Genomic DNA, 17,290 nt, shown 5'->3' on the forward strand with positions numbered 1-17,290 from the left:
CGCGCCGCCAGCGGACGCCGGCGCCCCCGGGGAATGAATTAAGCGCCGGGGCGCGCGGGATGGTCGTCGGTGTGCGGGTGATGCGTGCCGCTGATGGCCCGCACCCAGCCAGCGACAATCGCGCCCACGCCATCGCGCAGGAATTCGATCCCGACCCCCGTGTCGGTCCGCCGGACGATGCGCACGGCCGCGGCCACCGGCGCGCCGGGAAGGCGCAACACCCCCTCGGTGCCGATGGGCAGATCAGGGCCAGGGGTCAGGAACGCGCCGCCGGCCGAGACATCGGCGATCCGGCAGGAAACGGTCACGTCACCGCAGCTCAAATCAACCTGGCTATCCACGGACAAGCGGTCATAGGTGCGCCGATTGCTGCCCCCTATCAGGTTGGACAGGACACGCTTGATTCCGTCCCAGGCCATGAACCCCCTCCCCACTCATCGTACCGGCACGGCGGGCTCGCCGCTCAGGCGAGCGACCGTGTGACGCCACACGAACAGAGTGTGCCGCGAAACCGACACCGAGGCAAATGCTGCCATATGGCGACAGTCGTTTCGGAAGCGACGTTAGTGGGTTGTGACCCGCGCTATGGCGCCAGGAACTTCGGCCGCAGAAGCCCCCCGGATCGCCCACCCACCAGTTCCAGGACGTAGGATTCCAGCGCCCGTCGCTCTTCAGGCGTCGCCTCCGCATAGGCGCGGGTTCCGCGCAGCCCCAGCAACATCTCGGCGGCCCGCGTCAGCGCCATGTCGGCCGCGCTACAAGGGGACATGGGGGACGGCGCCGCGGCGCAAGGAGCCGACGGACGGGTCTGGTGGGTGGCGTGTCCCGTCATTGCTGTGGGATCACCCCCGCGATCGTCGTGAGGATCGGACATGGTTCCGGATCGTCCCTGACAATTGTGGGCACTGACCTACAACAAAAGTTATTTATACAGCCTCCGAAACGGCCATGGAATTGAAGCGGGCGGGCTATCTCCAAAGACGGAGAATGAAGGCTTGATCGCGCGGACCGCCGCCCATCGGGCCGGCCTACAAAGACGGGGACGCCGGCTCGCGCCCGGCCTCCAACACCTTGTGCATGGACTGGCCGATCATGCGGATCTCGTCGAACTGCGTGACCAGCTCAAAGCAAAACAGGAATGCGAGCATATAGCATGGTGCCGGGAAGCGCATCATGACCCGCAGGATAGGGGTGGTATAGAGCGGGCGGATGGCGTCCCGCGTCATGATAAGGGTGATCAGCATGCCAATAATGGCGCCGCCGATGACGTCCGTGGGGAAGTGCAGGCCCAGGTATACACGCACCAGGCACACGAAGATTGCCGTGTAGGCCATGGCCAGGGCGCCGACCCAACGCCAGACCAGGAAAATGCCGGTGGACACCGCCATCCACAGCATGGCGTGGTCACTGGGGAATGAACTCCAGGTCCTGAGGATGCTTTCGCTGGTGCCGCTCAGGGGGAAGTGGAAGGGCACCGTGGGGTCATAAATGGGACGCTCCCGGAATGGCAGGAAATGGGCCAGCAGTCGCCCCACCGCCAAGGCGCACAGGCCGCTGGCGAAGGTGGCGATGACCATTTCCTTTTCCCACAGCCCCCGCTTGCCACCCCGGAACCACACCCACCACAGGATGGCGACGGGGAACAGCCCCTTGAACAAGGAGAAGTCGGCGATGGTGCGGATGGCGTGATTCACCACGTCGGAGGTGAAGGCATGGGTGGTCAGGAATTCCTGAATGGCACCATCGACGCTGTTCATCGCTTGTTGTTCCTCCTGGCTTTCCGCCAGCACTGCCAGCGGGCAAGCCTCAATCGTTGCCGGCCACGACGATGGCCGGGAGCATCCCCTCCGCCCCTGGAAAATTCGCGCGCGCTGGCTGACCGTGGGAGTCCCTAGCCGGATCCCGCGAACCGGACCCCGCGACCGCCAACAAACTGTAACAAAAACTTTATATTCAGCCCGGCGTGCCGCCAAAGACGCGCTTTCGAAATAGGCCTTGCGACACAAGGCGCGCGTCGGTCGCGCTAGGCCGCCGAGGATGGGGAGACGGGCGTGTAACTGCGGTGCGCGCGCCAGGCATCCAGGGCCAACTCCACGGGCCGGAACAAGGGCTGTGGCAACGCGTCGAGGCCATACCATCCCCAGTCCGCGATCTTGTGCGGCTCCAGCACGCGGGGTTCGCCGGGGTCAACCTCCTCGGCGATGAATTGGATGTCCACGTAATGCCGGTCGTAGGCCAGGATGTTGTGCAGGCAGAGGAAACGCAGGCGACGCACGATGAGGCCGCATTCCTCCCGCACTTCGCGCACGGCGCATTCCTCGAAGGTCTCGCCATATTCCAGGTGGCCGCCGCACCAGGAATAGCTGCCGTCGCCATGGCTGTTGCGGCGACGGCCCAGCAGGATACGCCCCTCGCGTTGGATCAGGACACCGATGCCGACCTTGGGAACGCCGGTGGCGGCCGATGCGGAAACAAGGGATTGGGTCATGGCGTCACTCCAGACACTAACCGTGGCGTTTTACAGCACCCCAGCGGTATCATGCCCGCACCGCCGCGCCAAGCGCCCGCCCCTGTTCCGGAGTTGTCCCCGCCATGTGCGGTCGTTACGCCGCCGTCACACCGCCCCAGGCCATGGAGGCGCTGTTCCAGACCCTGGGCGCGCTGCCCAACTTTCCCGGCCGCTTCAACATCGCGCCCACGCAGTCGGCGCCGGTGGTGCGCTGGAACGCGCAGACGGGGGAACGGCGGCTGGATCTGCTGCGCTGGGGCTTGGTGCCCTCGTGGGCGGCGGATCTCGCGGGCGGCGCCAAGATGATCAACGCGCGATCGGAAAGCGTGACGGAGAAGCCCACCTTCCGTCAGGCCTTCGCCCGCCGCCGCTGCCTGGTGCCGGTCACCGCGTTCTATGAATGGCGGGTGGAGAATGGCGTCAAGCAAGCCTACGCCATCGCCCCGGGCGACAGGGACACGGCGGCCTTCGCCGGGCTGTGGGAGGGCTGGAAGGATCCGGCCAGCGGCGAATGGGTGCGGACCTACACCATCCTGACCACGGCGGCCAACGACGCCATCGGTCACATCCACCACCGCATGCCGGTGATCCTGGCGCCGGATGATTGGCCCGCCTGGCTGGGGGAGACGGATGCCGACCCGTCCACTCTGCTGGGCCTGCTGCGCCCCTATCCCGCCAATGAGACCCGCTTCTGGGCGGTGGGGCCAAGGGTCGGCAACGTGCGCAACGACGATGCCGACCTCCTGGCCCCGCAGGCTGCCGCGACTTTATTCTAAGATCAGAGCCGCAGGCCCAATTGCATCCACAGGTTCTCACCTTGGGCGCGGTTGTCGGCCATGAACTCATGCTGCCAGGTGAAAGTCGCCTGCAGCGGACCGATGTCGTGGCTGATGGCCGGTCCCACGGCGAAGGCTTGGCCGCGATGGCCGTCGCCATCAACCTTCAGTCCGTTCTGGGTGTCGTCCTGGTACTGGACGTAATAGTAGCCCGACACGCCGAACCGCCAGCCCTCGATATTGCGACCCACGGCGAAGTCCAGGTCGAAATCGGCACCGGAATGGTAGTGGGTGGCGTCGTTGGTGGTGTTGAACGCAAAACGGGGCGACATTTGCGCCTGCCAACCCTCACGGTCGATGTAAGCCAATCCGAAGGTCGGCTGGAAGGACCAGACGTTGCGCCCGATGTTGGCCAGGGAACTGACGTTGTACTGGCCCACCGGCATGAAGATGTCCGTCCCAAAGACCAGGGTCAAATTGGGGCCGAAGTGCCAGCCCAACAAGATCGGCGAGATGCCGATGTCGCCGAAGCCCAGCTTGTTGGTCTTTTGTCCCGCGACCTCGGCATGCAGATCGACGACGGGGAGGATGACCTCGGTCGCCACCTGGGCGCCGAACAATTGATAGGGCGTGACGAGAAAGCCGCGGAAAGTCTGCGATACGGATTGGACGCTGAAGTCCAAGGGAATCTTATTGCCGCTGCCGTCGTTCAACTGGCCCGCAGTGTAATAATTGGGCTGGAACAGGATGTATTCGCCGGGCGGCGGCATCGCACCCGCCAGATAGATGCTGGCGCCGGGGGGATAGCTGTTTCCACCGCCTTCCGTGGCCTGCGCTGTGTTCATATTTGCAAACGAAGCGGCACACAAAAATGCCGCGGCATACGCCCGGTTCTTCACAGAGCACGTCCTCCTCATTTGACGATCACGCGCGGGTGACCGTCTTTTATTTTGGTGAGGAGAAAAATCGACGCAAAGAACGCCCGCCGGAAGGCGCATTATTCAATACGCCGTATCGGTTTGGGCGATACACCGTTCAGTTGACATCGCGCAGCGTCAATATGTCGCCGCGCATCCAACGCCCAATTGGGCGGGATTTTCATTTAAGTTATTGATTTAATTGGTGATCCCGGTGGGATTCGAACCCACGACCCCATGATTAAAAGTCACGTGCTCTACCGGCTGAGCTACGGGATCGACCGCAGGGAAAACAGCGTGGTTTTCCGCGAACGAAGACGGGGCTGAGGCGCCCGTCCCGGTGTGGCGCGCACCATAATGACGGGGGTGGGCGCGGTCAATGGAAACAGGCGGGGGCCAGCCTTTTCAGGACGCATAGGGCCCCTGCCCCGGAAAACACTGGATAAAACCGACAGGTCTATTCGCCGGCGCCGCCGGTCGCCGGCTCGATCCCCCCACGCCTTGGCGGGCGTCCTGGGCGAAACGCTCCGCCAGGCGATGGGCCACGCGCGGGCTGACGAAGTGGGCGATGTCGCCGCCCAGCCGCCCGATCTCCTTCACGAAGCGGGAGGAGATGAACTGATGCCGGTCCGACGCCATCAGGAACACGGTCTCAACCTGCGGGTTGAGGCGGGCGTTCATGCCGGCCATTTGGAACTCGTACTCGAAATCCGAGACGGCGCGCAGGCCGCGGATGATCACCTGGGCATTGCAGCCCACGGCGAAGTTCATCAGCAGGCTGTCGAAGGAGCGCACCTCCACCGAGATGCCCTTGGCGGTCAGCGGCGCCAATTCGTCCTGCACCAGGGCCACACGCTCCGCCGTGGAGAACAGCGGCCCCTTGCCGGCGTTGCTGGCCACCCCGATGATCAGGTGGTCGACCAGCTTGGCCGCCCGTTGGATGATGTCGTAATGCCCATTGGTGATGGGGTCGAAGGTGCCGGGATAAACCCCGATGCGACGCTCGCTCATCCTCGCCCCCGCTGATCCAATCCGCCCATCGTCAGCTCCATCCGCCGGCTTTGCCGAGTGTCGGGGGATCAAATCAACGGTGTGATTCGATCCCCCGCCATACTCAGCCGCCGGTTCCCTCATCCGAACCCGTGCCGGGGCCGGTTTCAATGGGGGCGGTGTCATCCACGCCGCCCTCTTCCGTACCATCGTCGGCCAGCCGCGCCACCGACACCACGCCCTCGTCGGTCGACAAGCGGAACAGGGTGACGCCCTTGCTCTTGCGCGCGGTGATGCGCACGTCGTGCACGGGCATGCGGATGACCTGGCCGCCGTTGCTGACCATCATCACCTGGTCGGTCTCGGCGATGGGGAACACGGCGGCGATGGCCTTGTTGCGGCCCCCCATGTCCATGTTCCAGATGCCCTGGCCGCCGCGACCGGTGAGGCGATACTCATAGGCCGAGGTGCGCTTGCCGAAGCCCTGGACCGAAACGGTCAGCAGGAACTCCTCGCGCGCCTTCATCTCGGCATAAAGCTCGGGCGCCAAGGTGCCGACATCGCCCGTGACCTCGGGATCGACGTCGGTGGCCTCTTCGACCTCTTCCCCCTGCTGGCGGCGCTCGACGCCCGCCTGCTTCAGGTAGGCCGCCCGCTCCTCCGGCGTGTATTCGGTGTGGTGCAGGATGGACAAGCCGATGACCTCATCCCCCTCGGCCAAACGGATGCCGCGCACGCCGGTGGAGGTGCGGCCGGCGAAGACACGGACGTCCACCACGGGGAAGCGGATGCAGCGGCCCAGGCGCGTGGCCAGCAGCACGTCGTCGGCCTCGCCACAGGTGCGCGCGGCGATCAGCAGTTCACCCTCTTCCTCCAGCTTCATGGCGATCAGGCCATTGGCGCGGATGTTGGTGAAGTCCGACAGCTTGTTGCGGCGGACGTTGCCGTGGCTGGTGACGAACAGCACGTTCAGATCGCCCCAGCTGGCCTCGTCCTCCGGCATGGGCATCACGGTGGTGATGACCTCGCCTTCCTCCAGCGGCAACAGGTTGACCAGGGCCTTGCCCCGGGTCTGCGGCTGGCCCAGCGGCAGACGCCAGACCTTCAGCTTGTAGACCATGCCGCGGTTGGTGAAGAGCAGCATGGGCGTGTGGGTGTTGGCCACGAACAGGTCGCTGACCGTATCCTCCGCCTTCAGCTGCATGCCGCTGCGGCCCTTGCCGCCGCGCGCCTGCGCCCGATAGGTGGAGACGGGCACGCGCTTGATGTATCCGCCCTGGGTGACGATGACGACCATGTCCTCGCGCTGGATCAGGTCCTCGATGTCCGCCTCGAACTCCAAATCCTCGATCTTGGTGCGGCGGGGCGTGTCGAAGCGCGCCTTCACCTCCACCAGCTCGTTGCGCAGGATGGCCAGCAGCAGCGGGCGGGACGACAGCACCTCCAGGAAATGGCGGATCTGATCCACCACCGCCGTCAGGTCGGCGCCGATTTTGTCACGCTCCAGCCCGGTCAGGCGGTGCAGGCGTAGTTCCAGGATGGCCTTGGCCTGCGCTTCCGACAGGCGGTAGGTCCCGGCCTCAGACAGGCCGCGGCCCGGCTCGTCGATCAGGGTGATCAGCGGCGCCACGTCCAGGGCGGGCCACTCGCGGGCCAGCATCTCCTCCCGCGCCGTCTGCGGGTCGGGCGCGCGGCGGATCAGGGCGATCATCTCGTCCAGGTTGGCCACGGCCACGCCAAGGCCCACCAAGGTGTGGGCGCGCTCGCGGGCCTTGCCCAGCTCGAACTCGGTGCGGCGGGTGATGACCTGCTCGCGGAACTTCACGAAGGCCGCGATGATGTCCTTCAGGTTCATCAGCTCCGGCCGGCCGCCGTTCAGGGCCAGGGTGTTGACGCCGAAGGAGGTCTGCAGCGGCGTGTGGCGGAACAGCTGGTTCATCACCACGTCGGCCACGGCATCGCGCTTCAGTTCCACCACCACGCGCACACCGTCGCGGTCCGACTCGTCGCGCACGTCGGAGATGCCCTCGACCAGCTTCTCCTGCACCACCTCGGCGATGCGCTCGATCAGCTTGGCCTTGTTCACCTGGTAGGGGATCTCGGTGAAGACGATGGCCCAGCGGTCCTTGCGGATCTCCTCGATCTCGCTCTTGGCGCGCATGACGACGGAGCCGCGGCCCGTTTCGAACGCGGAGCGAATGCCGGAGCGCCCGAGAATCAGGGCGCCGGTGGGGAAGTCCGGACCGGGGACGATCTCCATCAGTTCGGGGATGGTGATGTCCGGGTTGTCGACATAGGCGCAGCAGGCGTCGATCACCTCACCCAGGTTATGGGGCGGGATGTTGGTGGCCATGCCCACGGCGATGCCGCCGGCGCCATTGACCAGCAGGTTGGGGAAGCGCGACGGCAGGACGGTCGGCTCATCCTTCGACTCGTCGTAGTTCTTCTGCCAGTCGATCGTGTCCTTATCGATGTCGTCCAGCATCGCCTCAGCCGACTTGGCCAGGCGGGCCTCGGTGTACCGCATGGCCGCGGCGCGGTCGCCGTCCATGGAGCCGAAGTTGCCCTGACCGTCGATCAGCGGCAGCCGCATGGAGAAATCCTGCGCCATGCGGACCATGGCCTCATAGATCGAGCTGTCGCCATGGGGGTGGTAGTTACCCATGACGTCGCCGACCGCCTTGGCCGATTTGCGGTACGGCTTGGTGCTGTCGTAGCCGCTTTCCTTCATCGCGTAGAGGATGCGGCGATGCACCGGCTTCAGGCCGTCCCGCACGTCGGGAAGCGCGCGGCTCACGATCACGCTCATGGCGTAATCGAGATAGCTGTTGCGCATCTCCTCTTCGATGGCGATGGGGGTGATGTCGCTGGCGGGAGGGGCCGCGGGGGGCGTCGGAGTCGTGACCAAACCGGAATCCAAAAGCAAGAAAAACCAAGCCTTAGGGTCGGCCGGACGGCCGCCCCGGGGCGATGGGGGTCGGCCGCTTTTCTAGCACCAATCGCGCATGTGAACAATGAAACCGGCACGGCGCGTATCTCTATGGTTCGCGCGCGCGGGTGCGACTCGCCGCCGGTTGCCCCGGCCCGGTCACTCTGGGCGCCGCCCGGTGATGACGGGCGGGGTTCCGGGAGGGGGGCCACGGCGGTACAAGTGCGACAGCGTTTTCCCTGATGATGGCCCGCATGACACCCCCCTTCGCCCTTCGCGGCCTGGACCACCTGGCCCTGCCCGTGACCGACATGGCGCGCAGCCTGGCCTTCTATCGCGACATCCTGGGCTGCCCGGTGACGGCGGAATGGCCGGAGGATGCGCTGCTGCGGCTGCGGGTGGGGACCTCCGACCTGTTCCTGGTGGACGTGACGGTGGCCGAGGGGGGCTGGGCCAAGCCGCCGGCGGGGCCGGGCCGCAACCTGGACCATCTGTGCATCGCGCTGGAGGCGTGCGATGAGGCAGCGGTGCGCCGGCACCTGGCGGCCCACGGGCTGGACATCATCGAGGAACGGGTGGGCGACAACCGCCACGGGCCCACCCTGTCGCTCTACATCCGCGATCCGGAGGGCACCCAGGTGGAACTGCTGCTGCCGTTGCCCTAAGCATCCCCGGGGGCGGGCTCACCGCCGCGACAGCAGGTGGAAGCGGATCATCAGCACCGACACCGCCACGATGCTGGCCGCCAGGATGCCCTCGAAGATGCCCAGGATGCCGTGCCCCAGATGGAAGGCGGCATAAGCCGCCGTGGGGATCATGACGCCGTAATAGCTGAAGAAATGCAGGGCGGTGGGAATCCAGCTGTCGCCCTGGCCGCGCAGGGCGCTGGCCATGACCGTCTGCCCGCCATCCGCCACCACAATCCAGGCCATCAGCGCGATGGTGGGCACCAGGACACGGATCAGCGCCGGATCGCTGGCATAGAGGCTGGCGATGATTCCGGGCGCCAGGGCCAACACCACGCCCACCACCGCCAGGGTCAGGGCAGTGATGGCCAGGCCCGTCCAGCCGGCCAGCGTGGCCTCGCGCCGGTTGCCGGCGCCATGCGCCTGCCCCACCTGCACAGCGGTGGCCGACGCCAGGCCCAGGGCCGCCATGAACACCAGGGCCAGCACATTCAGGCCGACGGCATAAGCCCCCAGGCCCAGGGCCCCCAGCCAGCCGGCGAAGATGCCCATGGTGCCGAAGGCGGACGACTCCGCCCCCTGGCTGAGGCCGGCGGCGTAGCCCAGATGACGGTGGCCCCGCCCCTGCCGCCATTCCAGGAAAGAGCCGCGCACGCCGTAATGGGCATGGTCCCGCATGGTCCAGACATACAGGATCAGGCCCAGGGCGGTGACCCAGCGGATGGTGGTGGTGGCGATGGCCGACCCCATGGCCCCCAGGGCGGGCAGGCCGAAATGGCCGAAGACCAGGGTGTAATCCAGGGCAAAGTTCAGCAGGTTGGCCACGATCATGGAGATCATGGCCGGGAACGGCCGCTTGATCCCCTCCAGGAAAAAGGAGGTGGTGATCTGCATGACCGCGGCGGGCATGCCCAGGCCCAGGATGGCGATGACCGCCGCCGCCCCGTGGGCGATGTCCGCCTCCTGCCCCGTCAGCAGGAAGAAGGCTTCCCCGAATTGGCAGGCGATGGCGACGATGCCGCCGATCAGCAGGGCATAGGGTAGAGAGCGGCGCCAGACGGCCCCCGCCTCGTGCGGCCGGCCCGCCCCCACGGCCTGGGCCACCAGGATGATGGTCCCCATCATCAAGCCGACCACGGTGGCGAAGGCCGTACCCACCGGCGTGTTGCCCAGGCCGAAATAGGCCAGCTCCTCCGCGCTGTAGCGGCCGACCATGGCGGTGTCCACGGTCTGCATGAACAGTTGCCCGATGCGGGTCAGCATCAGGGGGCGGCCAGCAGCACCAGGTCGCGGGCATGGAGCAGGACACGAGGCAGCAGCGCCTCATCCGGCGCGCGCGGCGGCAGGCCGGGGCACGCGGCCTGGACCGCCGCCTCATCCAGGGGCGGCAGGGGCGTCACCGCCGCCGACACTTCGGGCGGCACGGGGGGCTCGAACTGGGTCATGACGAGCGTGCTCTGGCGGCTTTATCGTTGCCCGGCCAACCGTCCGGGTCCCCCTTGCCTACCGCGTGGCATACGCATCCGCAACCCTCAGGGGCGCACGGCTGTCTGGCGCACGCGCCATGATCGCCGCGACGCCCAAGCCGGCACCTACCCGGTGAAGCGCGCCGTCAGGGGAAGCGCCGGTCCTTGGTGGTGGGCGACTTGCGGTGCACCTTGGGGCCGGGCGGGGATTGGAAGCGCTTGAACTCCGCCCGGCGGACGCGGCGGCGGATGTCCTGCACGAAGTCCAGGGGCTCGCCCAGCTTTTCCGCGATCTCGGCATCGGTCTGGCGTTCCTTGGCGTCCTCCATCTCCCACAACACGGCGTCCAGGCGGGGATAGGGCGGCAGGCTGTCGGTGTCGCGCTGGTCGTGCTTCAACTCGGCGCTGGGTTCGACATCGATGACGGCGCGCAGGGCGGCCTGGGCCTGGACGTCATAGGGTTCCAACGGCTTGCCGAAGGCCCCCTCCCAGATGCGGGCGAACAGCGGGTCCGGGTTTTGCGCCTGGGCCAAGCGCATTTCCAGGATGGGGAAGACGTCGATGGCCTTGTACAGATCCTTCAGCGGGTTGAAGGCGCCGCGCATGTCGCCATAGAGCGTCCCGTATCCCATCAGGATCTCGCTCTTGTTGCTGGTGCCCAGGATGGCGCGGCGGCCGTGGTCGTTGGATATGGCGGACAGGGTGTTGCCGCGAATCTGCGCCTGCAAATTCTCATCCGCCAGGCTGCCCATGTCGCGGCCGAAGGCGTTGCGGAACTTGGTCAGCCCGGCCTCATACTCCACGGTGATGGGCAGGCTGATGGCGCTGAAGCCCGCGCCCACGCCGGCCGCGAACTCCGCCGCCCGGGTGTTGGAACCGGAACTGGTGTAGGGCGACGGCATCATGACGGCGTTGACCTTGGGCGGGCCGAACACATCGGCCGCCAAGGCCGCCACCAGGGTGGAATCGGCGCCGCCGGACAGGCCGAAGACCACGTCCTGGAAGCCGTTCTTCTCGATGTAGTCGCGCAGGCCTAGGCCCACGATCAGATAGCGTTCCTGCGGGTCGGTCAGTTGGACGGGCGCCTTGCCCTCCACCAGGCGGAAGCCCTCCCCCCGGTCGACCAGGGCGACGACCTCGGCACCCTCGCGGCCGATCTCCATCTCATGCAGGGTTCCCGCCGGATCCATGATGGCGGAACAGCCTTCCCACACCAACTCGTCATTGCCGCCCACCTGGTTGACATAGACCAGGGGCAGGCCGGTTTCGGCGATGCGCTGGGCGAACAGGCGGCGGCGGAAATTGCCCTTGGCGATGGCGTAGGGGCTGGCGTTGAGGGAGACGATGACCTCGGCACCCAGGGCCTTCAGGTCGCGGGTGACATCGTCGAACCAGATGTCCTCGCAAATGCAGAAACCCAGGGTGACGGGGCCGCCGGCGGCCTCATAGCGCAGCACGCCAATCTCCGCGTCGGCGCCCGTCTGCTCGCCCCGCGCCTCAAACCAGCGCACGTCGTCGAAGACGTCATAGTTGGGCAGGTGGGTCTTGAACTGGCTCAACACCGGGCGGCCCCGGTCGAACACCACCAGGCCGTTGCCCATCTTGCGCCCCTGCACCTTGCCGCGCAGCGGCGTGCCCACGGCGATGGCGGTGCCCGCCTCCTGGGACAGCAGGCGATACTGCTCCGTCCAGTGGACGATGGCCTGCTGGTAGTCCGCCTCCAGCAGGTAGTCGCCAGCGGCGTAGTTGGCCACGGCGCATTCCGGCAGGACATGCAGGTCGGCCCCGGCCGCCGACAGGATGCTGGCCTTGGTCCGCTCGAAATTCCCCCGGAAATCGCCCGTGGTGTAGTTCATCTGGTGCAGGGCGACCGTCAGCGTGCGCATGCTCTCTGTCCTGGTGTGCCGGGCACCCGCCGGTTCGCGGGATGGGGTGCCCTCATTAACCTCGCGGCCGCAGCCTACCATTCCCATGCCGGGCGGCGACAATCCCCCGAAAGCAAAGGGCCCCCATGCCCCGCCCGCGAAACGCCCCTGGGTGCCAAGGGGCGAGAGGGCGTGCCCAAGAGACCGACGGGCGGAACGAAGGGCGGGCCTCGCGTCTTAACCCTTCGGCAGTTCCAGTGAACCTCGGAGAATGAGATGCCTCACCACCGTCAGGATCAAGGCAACCCGACCAGGCCGGCTGGCGCCGCCCCAGCAGCCTCCCAGCCCGATCATCGCAGCCCGGCCGACAGGAAGCGCGAGGTGGGCGAGGCCAGCGACACGCGGCGCCTCAAGGACGAATGGGCCATGACCGGCCACGCCGCCACCAAGAAACCGGGCGGGCCCGGGCCAGAGCACGCCTCCCCACAGCACGCCTCCCCGCCCCAGGAAGGAGGCACCCGTACCGCTCGGGGAAGCAAAGGGGATTGGGACGCCGGCGGCAGCGGCCAGCGCGGGCCCCAGGGCGACCGGTCGGAAAGCACGGCGGGCACGGCCACCAAGGCCAACAGCAGCAAGGGGCGCGGCAGCACCTCCTGACATTGCCTGTGCGCCGCGCACAGCAAAAGGGCCGCGGTGACGCGGCCCTTGGCTTACTTACACTTCTGTCTGGGCGGAGGGGTCAGAACGGGATCTCATCGTCCAGGTCATCGGCCGGCTTGCCGCCGCCGCCGCCAAAGCCGCCGCGCGAGCCACCGCCGCCGGAGGAGGAACCGCCACCGCCGTAGCCGCCACCGCCGGAGGAGGACCCGCCACCGCCGTAGCCGCCCGACGAGCCGCCGCCGTAACCGCCACCGCCGCCGAAGTCGCCACCCAACTCGTAGCCGCCGCCACCGCCGCCGCCGTCACGGCCTTCGAGCATGGTCAGCTCACCCCGGAAAGGACGCAGCACCACCTCGGTCGTGTACTTCTCCTGGCCGGACTGGTCGGTCCACTTGCGGGTTTCGAGCTGGCCCTCGATGTAGACCTTGGAGCCCTTCTTCAGGAAGCGCTCGGCCACGCCGATCAGCGCCTCGTTGAAGATCACCACCTGGTGCCACTGGGTGCGTTCCTGACGCTCCCCACTGTTGCGGTCCTTCCAGGTTTCCGAGGTGGCGATGCGCAGGTTGCACACCTTGCCCCCGTTCTGCATCGACCTGACCTCCGGCTCCTTGCCGAGGTTGCCGATGAGAATGACCTTGTTGACGCTGCCAGCCATGTCCGATCCGTCCTGAATCCAATAGGGGCGCAAAACGCCCCGCCGTTGATGGGGAGAGCCTACACCGTCCCGCCGGCGCATTGCCACAGCGATGGTGGGTGCAGGCCCACGGCATACCCAAAATATCGATCCCACGGCCCCCAAACGGACAGCCGCCACCGCATCCCCCCATGCCACAAAAGAGGATGCATCCTGCTGTCGCCTTTTGACACAGCCGCCCCCATATTAGGGCGCTGTCGCCCGTTGGCAGGGGGACGCGCGCCTACCGGCGTATTCCCCCTTGCCAGCGCCCGCCCCGATCGACTATTTAGAACATACCATGAACAAATATATCAGCGTCCGCGGCGCGCGGGAACATAATCTGAAGAACGTCGACGTGGATTTGCCGCGCGACCAGCTGGTGGTGATCACCGGGCTGTCCGGCTCCGGCAAGTCGTCGCTGGCCTTCGACACCATCTACGCCGAGGGACAGCGGCGCTATGTCGAAAGCCTGTCGGCCTATGCGCGCCAGTTCCTGGAGCTGATGCAGAAGCCGGACATGGACAGCATCGAGGGCCTGTCCCCCGCCATCTCCATCGAGCAGAAGACGACCAGCCGCAATCCCCGCTCCACCGTCGGCACGGTGACGGAGATTTACGACTACATGCGCCTGCTCTACGCGCGGGTGGGCGTCCCCTATTCCCCCGCCACCGGCCTGCCCATCGAAAGCCAGACGGTTAGCCAGATGGTGGACCGCATCATGGCCATGCCCGAGGGTACGCGCCTGTACCTGCTGGCCCCCGTCGTGCGCGGCCGCAAGGGTGAGTACAAGAAAGAGCTTCAGGAACTGCGCAAGCGCGGCTTCCAGCGCGTCAAGATCAACGGCGAGATGATGGAGATCGACGAGGCGCCGGCGCTGGACAAGAAGCTGAAGCACGATATCGAGGTGGTGGTCGACCGCATCGTCGTGCGCGACGGCCTGGGCAACCGCCTGGCCGATTCGATTGAGACGGCGCTGGAACTGGCCGACGGCCTGGTGTTCGCGGAGAACGCGGAGTCGGGGGAGCGCACCGTCTTCTCCGCCAAGTTCGCCTGCCCGGTCAGCGGCTTCACCATCGAGGAGATCGAGCCCAGGCTGTTCTCCTTCAACAACCCCTTCGGCGCCTGCCCCGCCTGCGACGGCCTGGGACAGAAGCTGTATTTCGATCCCGAGCTGGTGGTGCCGGACACGCGCCTGTCGCTGAAGGACGGCGCCATCGCCCCCTGGGCGGGCTCCACCTCCCAATACTATGCCCAGACGCTGGAAAGCCTGGCGCGCCACCACAACGCCCGCATGGACACGCCGTGGAGCGACCTGCCGGAGGCGCTGCGCACCCTCATCCTGTACGGGTCGGGCGGCAAGCCGGTGACCCTGCGCTATGACGACGGCCTGCGCTCCTACGAGACCAACAAGCCCTTCGAGGGCGTGGTGCGCAACCTGGAGCGCCGGTGGAAGGAGACGGAAAGCAACTTCATGCGGGAGGAGCTTTCCAAGTACCAGTCGGCCCAGCCGTGCGAGGCCTGCAACGGCGCGCGTTTGAAGCCGGAGGCCCTGGCCGTCAAGATCCACGGCCTGAACGTGGCCGAGGTCAGCCGCATGTCCATCCAGGAGGCCGGCGCCTGGTTCCTGGGCCTGGACGACCACCTGACGCAAAAGCAGAAGGACATCGCCAACCGCATCCTGAAGGAAATCAACGAGCGGCTGGGCTTCCTCAACAATGTCGGCCTGGAATACCTGGCCATGGACCGCGCCTCCGGCACCCTATCGGGCGGCGAGAGCCAGCGCATCCGCCTGGCCTCGCAGATCGGCAGCGGCCTGACCGGCGTGCTCTATGTGCTGGACGAACCGTCCATCGGCCTGCACCAGCGGGACAACGACCGCCTGCTGGCCACGCTGAAGCGCCTGCGGGACCTGGGCAACACGGTGCTGGTGGTGGAGCATGACGAGGACGCCATCCGCACCGCTGACTATCTGGTCGACATGGGGCCGGGCGCCGGTGTCCACGGCGGCACGGTGGTGGCGGCCGGCACCCCGGCGGAGGTCATGGCCAACCCGGCCAGCGTCACCGGCGACTATTTGACCGGCCGGCGGCGCATCGCCCTGCCGGACCGCCGCCGCGCCGGCCACAAGGGCCAGTTCCTGGAGGTGATCGGCGCGCGGTCCAACAACCTGAAGGATGTGAACGCCCGCATCCCCCTGGGCACCTTCACCTGCGTCACCGGCGTGTCCGGCGGCGGCAAGTCCACCCTGATCATCGAGACGCTGTACAAGGCCCTGGCCAAGCGCCTAAACGGCGCGCGGGAGCATCCGGGCGCCCACGACGACATCCTGGGCCTGCAGCACCTGGACAAGATCGTCGACATCGACCAGTCGCCCATCGGCCGCACACCCCGCTCCAACCCCGCCACCTACACCGGCGCCTTTACCCCCATCCGCGACTGGTTCGCCGGCCTGCCGGAGGCCAAGGCCCGCGGCTATGGCGCCGGGCGGTTCAGCTTCAACGTCAAGGGCGGCCGGTGCGAGGCCTGCCAGGGCGACGGCGTCATCAAGATCGAGATGCACTTCCTGCCCGACGTCTACGTCACCTGCGACGTCTGCCACGGCAAGCGCTACAACCGCGAGACGCTGGAGGTCCTGTACAAGGACAAGAGCATCGCCGAGGTGCTGGACATGACGGTGGAGGAGGCGGCGGTGTTCTTCCAGGCCGTGCCCGCCATCCGCGACCGTATGCAGACCCTGAACGAGGTGGGGCTGGGCTATATCCACGTCGGCCAGCCGGCCACCACCCTGTCGGGCGGTGAGGCGCAGCGCGTGAAGCTGGCCAAGGAACTGTCCCGCCGCGCCACCGGCCGCACCCTGTACATCCTGGACGAGCCCACCACCGGCCTGCACTTCGAGGATGTGCGCAAGCTGCTGGAGGTGCTGCATGCCCTGGTGGACCAGGGCAACACCGTGCTGGTGATCGAGCATAACCTGGAGGTCATCAAGACCGCCGACTGGATCATCGACATGGGGCCGGAGGGTGGCGCCGGCGGCGGCCGCATCGTGGCCGAGGGCACGCCCGAGCATGTGGCCACGGTGCCGGAAAGCCATACCGGCCACTACCTGAAGCCCTACCTGTCGGAGGTGCCGCCGGCGGTGGAGGCTGTGGCGCCCAAGAAGCGCAAGGCCAAGGGCTGAAATGACGCGCTAGCGGAGGCGGGGGACGGCTTCGACTTCCGTCCCCCGCCCGCTCGTCCTCAATCGGCGGGAATGACGCGGACCAAGAAGTCGATGGCGCCGGTGTTGTCCAGGCTGTTGACGTCCCAATAGAACAAGAAAAGGTTCGGGATGGCGGGCGGCTTCGTCTCCGGTAGCAAGCCGTTGCCCAAGATCTTCATCTCAAAGCGCGTGCCGACCGCGAAGAATGACAGGCCGCCGTCCAGGGAACCGACGAGCGTTCCGATCCCGAAGCTGTAGTTCTTGGCGGCCGGGTATGGGCAGCGGTCATTGCCTCCGGGATTGGGGGTTCCCGGGTTAAGTCTCCCCCACAGCGGCTGCCCCTGCGGCGACAGGGGAACGCCATTGGCATTGGTCGCGCCCGGGCCGCCGCCTGAATTCCACAGCGTCAGTTCAGAAGTGATGACCTCCAATGTATCACCGGATGTCAGCGGCTTGTCGAACTTGACGACAGCCGGTTCGCCACCGACGGGATGGTTTCCCGGCCCCGCCTGCTGGACGATGCTGTTGGCTTTCGCGTCAACACGGACCGTGTAGTATGTCATATTTTCAACTCCATAAGATGCCAATTGATAGGAATATCTATTTTGAATTGTCCA

16 protein-coding genes and 1 tRNA gene are annotated in these 17,290 nt (G+C 66.6%); 4 read left to right on the plus strand and 13 right to left on the minus strand.

The annotated features are described in order from the left end of the window. Window positions 1-38: 38 nt before the first annotated feature. The 4 genes from ULB03_RS15105 to ULB03_RS15120 form a co-directional block, all read right to left on the minus strand. Window positions 39-419: a PilZ domain-containing protein gene (locus ULB03_RS15105; protein WP_322483968.1), complete on the minus strand. Its 381-nt coding sequence runs from the start codon at window positions 417-419 to the stop codon at window positions 39-41. 164 nt (window positions 420-583) lie between these two features. After that, window positions 584-769 (minus strand): hypothetical protein, encoded by a 186-nt coding sequence (locus tag ULB03_RS15110; RefSeq protein WP_322483969.1) that lies wholly within the window; start codon window positions 767-769, stop codon window positions 584-586. 259 nt (window positions 770-1,028) lie between these two features. Then, entirely contained in the window at window positions 1,029-1,757 is a 729-nt protein-coding gene (locus tag ULB03_RS15115) for a phosphatase PAP2 family protein (RefSeq protein ID WP_322483970.1), read from the minus strand. Window positions 1,758-2,023: 266 nt separating this feature from the next. Beyond that, window positions 2,024-2,488, minus strand: coding sequence for a nucleotide triphosphate diphosphatase NUDT15 (locus ULB03_RS15120; RefSeq protein ID WP_322483971.1), 465 nt, complete (start codon window positions 2,486-2,488; stop codon window positions 2,024-2,026). A gap of 104 nt (window positions 2,489-2,592) precedes the next feature. Here ULB03_RS15120 and ULB03_RS15125 point away from each other — a divergent pair, with 104 nt between their 5' ends. After that, window positions 2,593-3,285 (plus strand): SOS response-associated peptidase, encoded by a 693-nt coding sequence (locus tag ULB03_RS15125; protein ID WP_322483972.1) that lies wholly within the window; start codon window positions 2,593-2,595, stop codon window positions 3,283-3,285. Window positions 3,286-3,287: 2 nt separating this feature from the next. Here the strand turns inward: ULB03_RS15125 and ULB03_RS15130 are convergent, their stop codons facing one another. The 4 genes from ULB03_RS15130 to gyrA form a co-directional block, all read right to left on the minus strand. After that, window positions 3,288-4,130, minus strand: a complete 843-nt coding sequence (locus ULB03_RS15130) for a SphA family protein (protein ID WP_322483973.1) — start codon at window positions 4,128-4,130, stop codon at window positions 3,288-3,290. 275 nt (window positions 4,131-4,405) lie between these two features. Beyond that, window positions 4,406-4,481 (minus strand) — tRNA-Lys (locus ULB03_RS15135). A 126-nt stretch (window positions 4,482-4,607) separates the two neighbouring features. Continuing rightward, entirely contained in the window at window positions 4,608-5,213 is a 606-nt protein-coding gene (gene coaD, locus ULB03_RS15140; protein ID WP_322483974.1) for a pantetheine-phosphate adenylyltransferase, read from the minus strand. Between the two features lie 103 nt (window positions 5,214-5,316). Next, a complete protein-coding gene (gyrA, locus tag ULB03_RS15145; protein WP_322483975.1) occupies window positions 5,317-8,100 on the minus strand; it encodes a DNA gyrase subunit A in 2,784 nt (927 codons plus the stop codon). A gap of 275 nt (window positions 8,101-8,375) precedes the next feature. On the opposite strand from gyrA, the gene ULB03_RS15150 reads away from it, so the two are divergent. Beyond that, the gene (locus ULB03_RS15150) at window positions 8,376-8,786 is read left to right on the plus strand and encodes a VOC family protein (RefSeq protein WP_322483976.1); all 411 of its coding nucleotides are present in this window, start codon (window positions 8,376-8,378) and stop codon (window positions 8,784-8,786) included. Window positions 8,787-8,804: 18 nt separating this feature from the next. Here ULB03_RS15150 and ULB03_RS15155 read toward each other — a convergent pair whose 3' ends face one another. The 3 genes from ULB03_RS15155 to nadE all read right to left on the minus strand — a co-directional run bounded on the left by ULB03_RS15155 (window position 8,805) and on the right by nadE (window position 12,159). Then, a complete protein-coding gene (locus ULB03_RS15155; protein ID WP_322483977.1) occupies window positions 8,805-10,070 on the minus strand; it encodes an MATE family efflux transporter in 1,266 nt (421 codons plus the stop codon). Then, window positions 10,070-10,252: a hypothetical protein gene (locus tag ULB03_RS15160; RefSeq protein WP_322483978.1), complete on the minus strand. Its 183-nt coding sequence runs from the start codon at window positions 10,250-10,252 to the stop codon at window positions 10,070-10,072. Before ULB03_RS15160 ends, ULB03_RS15155 begins: the two co-directional genes overlap by 1 nt. Before the next feature lie 167 nt (window positions 10,253-10,419). Beyond that, a complete protein-coding gene (nadE, locus tag ULB03_RS15165) occupies window positions 10,420-12,159 on the minus strand; it encodes an NAD(+) synthase (protein WP_322483979.1) in 1,740 nt (579 codons plus the stop codon). Between the two features lie 255 nt (window positions 12,160-12,414). On the opposite strand from nadE, the gene ULB03_RS15170 reads away from it, so the two are divergent. Further along, window positions 12,415-12,795: a hypothetical protein gene (locus tag ULB03_RS15170; protein ID WP_322483980.1), complete on the plus strand. Its 381-nt coding sequence runs from the start codon at window positions 12,415-12,417 to the stop codon at window positions 12,793-12,795. A gap of 82 nt (window positions 12,796-12,877) precedes the next feature. Here ULB03_RS15170 and ssb read toward each other — a convergent pair whose 3' ends face one another. Next, the gene (gene ssb / locus ULB03_RS15175; RefSeq protein WP_322483981.1) at window positions 12,878-13,453 is read right to left on the minus strand and encodes a single-stranded DNA-binding protein; all 576 of its coding nucleotides are present in this window, start codon (window positions 13,451-13,453) and stop codon (window positions 12,878-12,880) included. Between the two features lie 319 nt (window positions 13,454-13,772). On the opposite strand from ssb, the gene uvrA reads away from it, so the two are divergent. Then, window positions 13,773-16,652: an excinuclease ABC subunit UvrA gene (gene uvrA, locus ULB03_RS15180; RefSeq protein ID WP_322483982.1), complete on the plus strand. Its 2,880-nt coding sequence runs from the start codon at window positions 13,773-13,775 to the stop codon at window positions 16,650-16,652. A gap of 59 nt (window positions 16,653-16,711) precedes the next feature. Here the strand turns inward: uvrA and ULB03_RS15185 are convergent, their stop codons facing one another. After that, entirely contained in the window at window positions 16,712-17,236 is a 525-nt protein-coding gene (locus tag ULB03_RS15185; protein WP_322483983.1) for a hypothetical protein, read from the minus strand. Window positions 17,237-17,290: the final 54 nt, after the last annotated feature.

It is taken from the genome of Nitrospirillum goiasense (assembly GCF_034427435.1).
In the GTDB taxonomy this organism is placed as follows: domain Bacteria; phylum Pseudomonadota; class Alphaproteobacteria; order Azospirillales; family Azospirillaceae; genus Nitrospirillum.

Bases quoted from the DNA above. Each gene is read 5' to 3' on its own strand.
- ULB03_RS15105 (WP_322483968.1), bottom strand. From the start codon at position 419: ATGGCCTGGGACGGAATCAAGCGTGTCCTGTCCAACCTGATAGGGGGC.
- ULB03_RS15110 (WP_322483969.1), bottom strand. From the start codon at position 769: ATGTCCCCTTGTAGCGCGGCCGACATGGCGCTGACGCGGGCCGCCGAG.
- ULB03_RS15115 (WP_322483970.1), bottom strand. From the start codon at position 1,757: ATGAACAGCGTCGATGGTGCCATTCAGGAATTCCTGACCACCCATGCC.
- ULB03_RS15120 (WP_322483971.1), bottom strand. From the start codon at position 2,488: ATGACCCAATCCCTTGTTTCCGCATCGGCCGCCACCGGCGTTCCCAAG.
- ULB03_RS15125 (WP_322483972.1), top strand. From the start codon at position 2,593: ATGTGCGGTCGTTACGCCGCCGTCACACCGCCCCAGGCCATGGAGGCG.
- ULB03_RS15130 (WP_322483973.1), bottom strand. From the start codon at position 4,130: ATGAACACAGCGCAGGCCACGGAAGGCGGTGGAAACAGCTATCCCCCC.
- coaD (WP_322483974.1), bottom strand. From the start codon at position 5,213: ATGAGCGAGCGTCGCATCGGGGTTTATCCCGGCACCTTCGACCCCATC.
- ULB03_RS15150 (WP_322483976.1), top strand. From the start codon at position 8,376: ATGACACCCCCCTTCGCCCTTCGCGGCCTGGACCACCTGGCCCTGCCC.
- ULB03_RS15155 (WP_322483977.1), bottom strand. From the start codon at position 10,070: ATGCTGACCCGCATCGGGCAACTGTTCATGCAGACCGTGGACACCGCC.
- ULB03_RS15160 (WP_322483978.1), bottom strand. From the start codon at position 10,252: ATGACCCAGTTCGAGCCCCCCGTGCCGCCCGAAGTGTCGGCGGCGGTG.
- nadE (WP_322483979.1), bottom strand. From the start codon at position 12,159: ATGCGCACGCTGACGGTCGCCCTGCACCAGATGAACTACACCACGGGC.
- ULB03_RS15170 (WP_322483980.1), top strand. From the start codon at position 12,415: ATGCCTCACCACCGTCAGGATCAAGGCAACCCGACCAGGCCGGCTGGC.
- ssb (WP_322483981.1), bottom strand. From the start codon at position 13,453: ATGGCTGGCAGCGTCAACAAGGTCATTCTCATCGGCAACCTCGGCAAG.
- uvrA (WP_322483982.1), top strand. From the start codon at position 13,773: ATGAACAAATATATCAGCGTCCGCGGCGCGCGGGAACATAATCTGAAG.
- ULB03_RS15185 (WP_322483983.1), bottom strand. From the start codon at position 17,236: ATGACATACTACACGGTCCGTGTTGACGCGAAAGCCAACAGCATCGTC.